The 6,557-nt window shown below is 39.0% G+C and carries 7 protein-coding genes; 4 read left to right on the top strand and 3 right to left on the bottom strand.

All coding sequences use genetic code 11. From position 1 onward, the window contains the following. Positions 1–1,405 (top strand): NAD-dependent DNA ligase LigA (gene ligA / locus AAF462_09005; protein MEM7009255.1); only part of this gene is annotated, 1,405 nt, incomplete at its 5' end. Positions 1,406–1,421: 16 nt separating this feature from the next. Here ligA and rlmB read toward each other — a convergent pair. Genes rlmB through AAF462_09020 form a run of 3 tightly spaced genes read right to left on the bottom strand, consistent with a single transcriptional unit; the run spans position 1,422 to position 3,869 of the window. Then, a complete protein-coding gene (gene rlmB / locus AAF462_09010) occupies positions 1,422–2,156 on the bottom strand; it encodes a 23S rRNA (guanosine(2251)-2'-O)-methyltransferase RlmB (GenBank protein ID MEM7009256.1) in 735 nt (244 codons plus the stop codon). A 39-nt stretch (positions 2,157–2,195) separates the two neighbouring features. Continuing rightward, positions 2,196–3,548 (bottom strand): M23 family metallopeptidase, encoded by a 1,353-nt coding sequence (locus tag AAF462_09015; protein MEM7009257.1) that lies wholly within the window; start codon positions 3,546–3,548, stop codon positions 2,196–2,198. A 36-nt stretch (positions 3,549–3,584) separates the two neighbouring features. Beyond that, on the bottom strand, positions 3,585–3,869 hold the full coding sequence (locus tag AAF462_09020; protein MEM7009258.1) for a hypothetical protein: 285 nt from the start codon (positions 3,867–3,869) through the stop codon (positions 3,585–3,587). A gap of 79 nt (positions 3,870–3,948) precedes the next feature. On the opposite strand from AAF462_09020, the gene AAF462_09025 reads away from it, so the two are divergent. The 3 genes from AAF462_09025 to AAF462_09035 form a co-directional block, all read left to right on the top strand. Beyond that, complete coding sequence (locus AAF462_09025) at positions 3,949–4,554, top strand: GNAT family N-acetyltransferase (GenBank protein ID MEM7009259.1); 606 nt, start codon at positions 3,949–3,951, stop codon at positions 4,552–4,554. A gap of 12 nt (positions 4,555–4,566) precedes the next feature. Then, positions 4,567–5,493 carry a PD-(D/E)XK nuclease family protein gene (locus AAF462_09030; protein ID MEM7009260.1) on the top strand — a complete coding sequence of 309 codons (927 nt, stop codon included), beginning with the start codon at positions 4,567–4,569 and terminating at the stop codon, positions 5,491–5,493. A 114-nt stretch (positions 5,494–5,607) separates the two neighbouring features. Next, on the top strand, positions 5,608–6,557 hold a 950-nt coding region (locus tag AAF462_09035; GenBank protein ID MEM7009261.1), incomplete at its 3' end, for a YihY/virulence factor BrkB family protein.

Consider the following 6,557-nt stretch of genomic DNA (forward strand, 5'->3'; position numbering starts at 1 on the left):
CCCAAGAAACGCAGCCTCTGGCGCAATAAGACAGCTCGACTCATCAATTACAGCAGGCAGGCCACTAGATTTTTATGCTTGGGGAGTAGGAGATGTGCAAGGATTTGAGATTAACTTTGAACAAGAGATAGTAGAAGCGCTCAGAGAGTGGGGATTTAAAGTTGAAGACCATATAATGAAATGTGCAAATATTGATGAAGCAATTTCATATCAAAAAGAAGTTGAGTCTGCCAGAGACAATCTCCCTTATGAGGCAGATGGTATTGTTCTAAAGGTAAACCGTAAAGACTATCAAAGAGAGTTAGGCGCAACAGCTAAGCATCCACGCTGGAATATCGCATACAAATTTAAACCCCGGCAAGCCACAACCAAGATAAACGACATAACCGTTCAGGTTGGAAGGGTTGGCCTACTTACCCCTGTAGCAGAGCTTGAGCCAGTAAAGATTTCTGGGATCACAATTAAAAGAGCATCTCTTCATACCGATGACATTATTAAAGACCGCGACATAAGGATTGGGGATACAGTTCTAATTCAAAGGGCCGGTGATGTGATACCAGAAGTTGTAATGCCGATCTTAGATAAACGCTCGGGGAACGAAATAGAATTTTATATGCCTGCCAATTGTCCATCCTGCAATACATTGGTTGAGAAAGAGGGAGCTTATTACTATTGCCCGAACCTCTCTTGTCCTGCTCAGCTTAAGGGTCGAATCAGACACCTAGCATCCAGAAGAGCTTTTGATATTGAGGGGCTTGGCGAGAAGATTGTTGAGCAGCTCATGGAGGAAGGATTAGTTAAAGATCTTGCCGATATTTTCTATTTGAAAAAAACGGACTTTGTGCCCCTTGAGAGATTTGCGGAGAAATCCGCCTCTAACTTAGAAGATGAGATTGAAAAGAGTAAGAAGGTCTCTTTTGAGCGCTTTATTAATTCACTTAGTATAAGGCATGTTGGCGAGCGCATGGCGCAAGTGTTGGCCGAAAATTTTTCCAGCATAGATGACCTTATGAACGCTTCAGAAGAGGCTCTTGTAAATATACATACGGTTGGTGATGAGATTGCAAAAAGTATAGTGCACTTTTTCGAGCAAAAAGCTAATACAGAGCTTGTTTCTAAACTTTTGAACTCGGGCATTGAGATAGTTCATGCGGAAAAAACATTGGTCAGTGACAAATTTGCAGGACAAAGTTTTGTGTTTACTGGGGCGCTTCAGAATATGACCAGAGATGAGGCAAGTGAACTCGTAAAGAATAACGGAGGGCGACCAACATCATCAGTGACTAAGAAAACTAGCTATGTTGTTGTAGGTGAAGACCCCGGATCTAAGTATGATAAAGCCCAGTCACTTGGAATAGAAATTCTAACGGAAGAAGAGTTTCAGAATTTAGTCAATTCGGATTAGGTCCGGAAAAGCTAAACTATTGTGTGCGCTGCCTTATTATCTCATACATCAAAATCCCAGCCGCAACTGACGCGTTGAGAGAAGAGACTTTGCCGCTTTGAGGAATTTTGACCAGAAAATCGCACTCACCCTTAATTTTATGGGTAAGCCCCCTACCCTCGTTTCCGATTACCAATGCTACATCTAAATTTGCCAAATCTTCATCATCCACATGCTTAGAAGATGATGAATCAGCGCCGACTATCCATACGCCTTTTTTCTTAAGATCTCTTATAACTGTTCCCAAGTTGACCACCCTTGAGATGGGAAGATGGCTGACTGCGCCAGCTGAAGCTTTTACAACCGCGGGTGTAACAGATGCAGATCTATCCTTTGGGATCACTACTCCATGAGCGCCGAGAACATCAGCGGTCCTTATAATAGCGCCAAGGTTTTGGGGGTCTTCAAGGTGATCCAGAATAACAATTAATAGAGGCTCTGATGAATCTTCAGTGCTTGAAATAATGCCGGTTAAATCTGCGTACTTAAAATCTTTGACTTTTGCCGCAATACCTTGATGAGAAGTAGAGTCACACAGGTTGGAGAGTTCTTCTTTGGATAGATTTGTTGTTTTCACTCCTCTTTGCTTAGCTGACTTCAAGATATCAGCCGAACTTCCCTTTCTATCATCACCAGAATAAAATATCTCCTCAATCTGAGAAGAGGGATTAGAAAGGAGCTCTAGGACAGGGTTTTTTCCATATATAATCAAATCAATATTCCGGTATTAGCAGTTTATAATTATTTACAGTCATTGAGAATCATTGGAGTTTTCATTAGAATCAATCTCACCTGAGGCCTGAGCCATTTTCTTCATCACGTTGTCATCAATCCACTTTTTGTCCCACCACTCTATAGGTCTGACCGCTACCCCATTTATATATATACCGTAATGAAGGTGATCTCCTGCCGCAAGACCGGTCTCTCCGGTTCTTCCAATAATGTCGTCTTTGTTGAGTTTATCTCCAACTTTCACATCAATTGTGCTCATATGCGAGTATAGAGTTAAAAGCCCCATACCGTGATCTATCATAACGGTATTGCCATATATTCCCAGACTATCCGCATAGACCACTATGCCATTGTTAGCGGCCTCAATTGGGTAGCGCTTTGTAACCGCGAGATCATATCCAAGGTGATACTGCTTATCTATTGGCTCATCATTTAGTATATAAGTTCTCTCATCCGCAAAGTTAGCTTCAACCTTTGAATTAGAGAGCTGGCTAAAGACCCCGTCCCACATAATCTCAGGATGTGAATTAGTGGCTACCTCTTCAATTGTATCATTATTTCTCTTTCTGAGCTCTTTATTAACTTTTAGAAATATTTCCACATGTTTCATATCTGAGCTGTCTTGATCCATAATCGGGATCATTATATTCTCAACAAAATTCTTGCTTATATTTATGTCGCTCTTACGGTAGCTAACATCTCTTAATATATACCTTAGGCCTGAAATTTTTTCGTTACCAGCCTGGTCCCTTGCTACAACTTGTATTTTCTCACCTCGCTCTAAGTTGTATGGATAAGCAAAGAATGCCATGTGCACATTCTCGTCTTTGAAATTGGCATTGTAGCCTGGGAAAAAGTACTCTCCTACTATGACGCCGCTTTGAGTTGTATCGGGCGAGGCGCGGTATACAACAAAACCTGAACCGCCATGGTTTAGGTATTGATCAGTACTAATAACATCTAACTTTGGTGGGATAAGGTCTAAGGTCACATCTTTAGTTACCTTAGTTTCATTGCCTGAAAATAGTTTAATCTTCGATCTATCTTCAGCTTTTACTGTTAGCTGCGCCGGCCCTTCACTGATACCAAGTTTTTTAGGATCAAGCTTTACGGAGATCTTATCCGCCATAACACCCGGGGGATAGTCCTTATTGAAAACAATCGACTCACCATGATCGCCAAGCAATAGAACTCTTACGTTTTTAAGGCCTTTTCCTTTTTCACTAATTTCAATATCAAACGGCCCTGCTCCTATATATTCTGAATTGAGCTTTACATTAACATCAGGAGATGAGAGCTCGATCTCTGGATAGATAAAGAACAGAACAGCAACAACTAAGACTAAAAGAACTATGTAGAAGAATTTTTTCATATATATCCCCTTATCTATGCTATAAATATAAAAGAATTAGAAGTAATTTATAATTTCCCTTTCATATTCCGGGAAATAACGCGAAATTACAGATACGTTAAAACTGCTTAGTATTGATTCTTTGGGCTCTCGTTCGAGAAGAAATTCAAAAGAGCATTGAATAAGCTCTTCAGGGGCAACTTTTCCATCAGTTAGGTTTAGGTAGTGCTCTTTTACCAACTCTACCCTATGACTCGTCTTAGAATCCCCTTCTGAGACATCAACTCTAAAATTATAAGCCGCATCATTTTCGTTAACAAACTGTACTACTATATTGGCCATTTGTTACCTTCTTTGATTGTTAATTGGAAATATTATAACCTAGACTAAAATGAGCAGGAACTAGTTTTTACAATAATATATGGAAATTAAGAAATTAGACCTGAAAAAAGACGATCTAAATCATATTTCGGATCTTATTATTAAGGCATATCAGGACAGCGGCCAGAGTGCGCCGTTTAATGAAAATTCAATACACATAATTAAAGACTTAATTCAAGCTGGCAATAACTTTTTAGGCCATGAGAATATCTATCTGGGCCTTAGTGAAAATAATCTTATTGGCCTTGTCATCGGATATACCGGGAAATCATATAGTAAAACAAAGACTCTATTTGCTTTATTGATAAAGCTTAAGCTCAATCAAATATTAAACTACCTAATTCTCAGCTCTCAGCTTTTTGATACTCTTTATACTCCCCATTTAAGCGAAAATGACTACTATGTAAGTGTTATAGTGGTTGATAAACAACACAGAAACCAAGGTTATGGAAGCTCTTTACTAAGATTCGCAATTGAGAACGCAAAGAACATTGGCTGTAAGAGAGTAGTACTTGATGTAGATCAAGAAAATAATCCTGCCCTCTCGTTATACAATAGATTTGGTTTTAAAATCTATGAAGGATTGAATAAAGATTCAGAGATTTCCGACAACACTTATTTGACTATGGAATATAAGTTTAGTTAGCTGATTAATAATATGGCAGACTTTAAAAACGAATTTAGCTGGTCCTACTCGCGGGATAATCTCTTTCAAGAGTGCAGGCGCGAGTACTATTATAATTACTACGGCTCATGGGGCGGCTGGGATATCGAACGTGCTGACTCACTCACCAGAACACTGTATGTGCTTAAGAACCTTCAAAACCGCTGGCAATGGAAGGGAAGCGCAGTGCATGATGAGATAGAGCGAATATTAAAAGAGCTTGTAAGCACCGGTAATCTAACGCCGCTTGAGAGATCTATAGACAGGGTAACTAAGATCTTAAGAGATGGTTTTAGGTCATCACGAGACAAGAAATACTGGAACAAAAGCGGCAGCCTTCGCTTTGAACCGGCACTTTATGAGCATGAATATAGGCCAGAGACGCCGGATGAGATATGGAAGAGAACTTATGATGAAGTAATTTTGTGCCTAGAGAATTTCTATAAATCATCAGTACCCCAAGAGGTTTCTAATCTTCCAAAAGAGGTAGTTTGCTCAATTGAGAGCATGACAGGCTCATATTTCTCATTTAACTCCGAGCTCTACTATGTGAAGCTTGATTTAGCCTATAGCATAGATGATGAAATTAAGATTTATGATTGGAAAACAGGCTCTGGTGAAGCTGATCAACTTCAGTTTCTTGTCTATGCCTTATATGCACATGAAGAATTGGATTTTGACCTCAATAAAATAAGTGTTACCGAGCTTAACCTCTTTGAAGATTACACAAAAATTCACACCTTTGATGAAGATCAAATAAACTATGCCAGAGAGTATATTAGCGAAAGCATAGATAACATGAAGAGGAATCTTAACAACCCCCAGGAAAATGAGGCAATAATGCTAGATTTCCCCAGAACACAGGACACTAAGACCTGTGAGCTTTGTAAATTTCAGAAAATCTGTTTTGACCTAGACTAAACATTATCTCCATTTGTGCTCAATATTAGAGAATGTGTCATTTGACTATGAAAATTATCTGAATTAAAGTATGCAAGATAGCTATAAAGCAATACATTATAAAGTGCGCGTAAAATGGCAGAACTAATAAAGAAAGTAAGTGATTTCCTCACAAAAGATATTTGGCACTTAGACACCTCTACGCTAAATAGAACTAGGGCTGCACTTGTTTATGTAGTGAAACTTGTCTATGCAACAATAAAAGGCTATACAGAGAACGAGCTAGGACTAAGATCAATGGGACTAGTTTATTCCACACTTCTTTCTATTGTACCGCTTTTAGCCTTTAGCTTCTCAATTTTAAAGGCCTTTGGTGTCGTAGAAAACCAAGTAGAGCCGTTTTTAGCCAATTTTTTAGAGCCCCTAGGAGATAAAGGACCTGAAATAACAAGCCAAATAATAGGTTTCATTGACAACATAAACTTCGGGGTTCTTGGAGTAGTAGGATTACTTCTTCTTATATACACATCTGTTTCTCTAATCATGAAGATCGAAGACTCGATTAACCATATTTGGAATGTTAGAAGAGGACGAGGAATATTTAGAAGATTCAGCGATTATATAACGATTTTACTCCTTGGCCCTGTGCTAATTTTCTCTGCAATTGCTCTAACGACTTCATTTGAGAGCAACACAGTAGTTCAGAAGGTACTAGACATAGAGCCATTGGGAACGCTGGTGCTAATGGCGGCTAAATTTGCTCCGTATCTGATGGTATTTTTAGTTTTCACATTTATATATGTGATCCTGCCGAACACTAAAGTTAGTATCAAATCTGCATTCATTGGCGGACTTATTGCAGCAATTGCCTGGCAGACAACGTCGTGGGTATTTGCATTTACAGTGGCAAAATCTACAAAATACGCATCTATTTATTCAAGCCTAGCTGTATTAATACTCTTTATGCTCTGGGTATACATAAACTGGCTCATATTCTTGATCGGAGCTCAGATAACCTATTGTCACCAGAACTTAAGAAATCTTGATCTTGGTAGAACCATATTTAGGCTAAGCAGTAAGCTAAA

This window comes from Thermodesulfobacteriota bacterium, assembly GCA_039028315.1.
Lineage (GTDB): Bacteria > Desulfobacterota_D > UBA1144 > Nemesobacterales > UBA2774 > CR02bin9.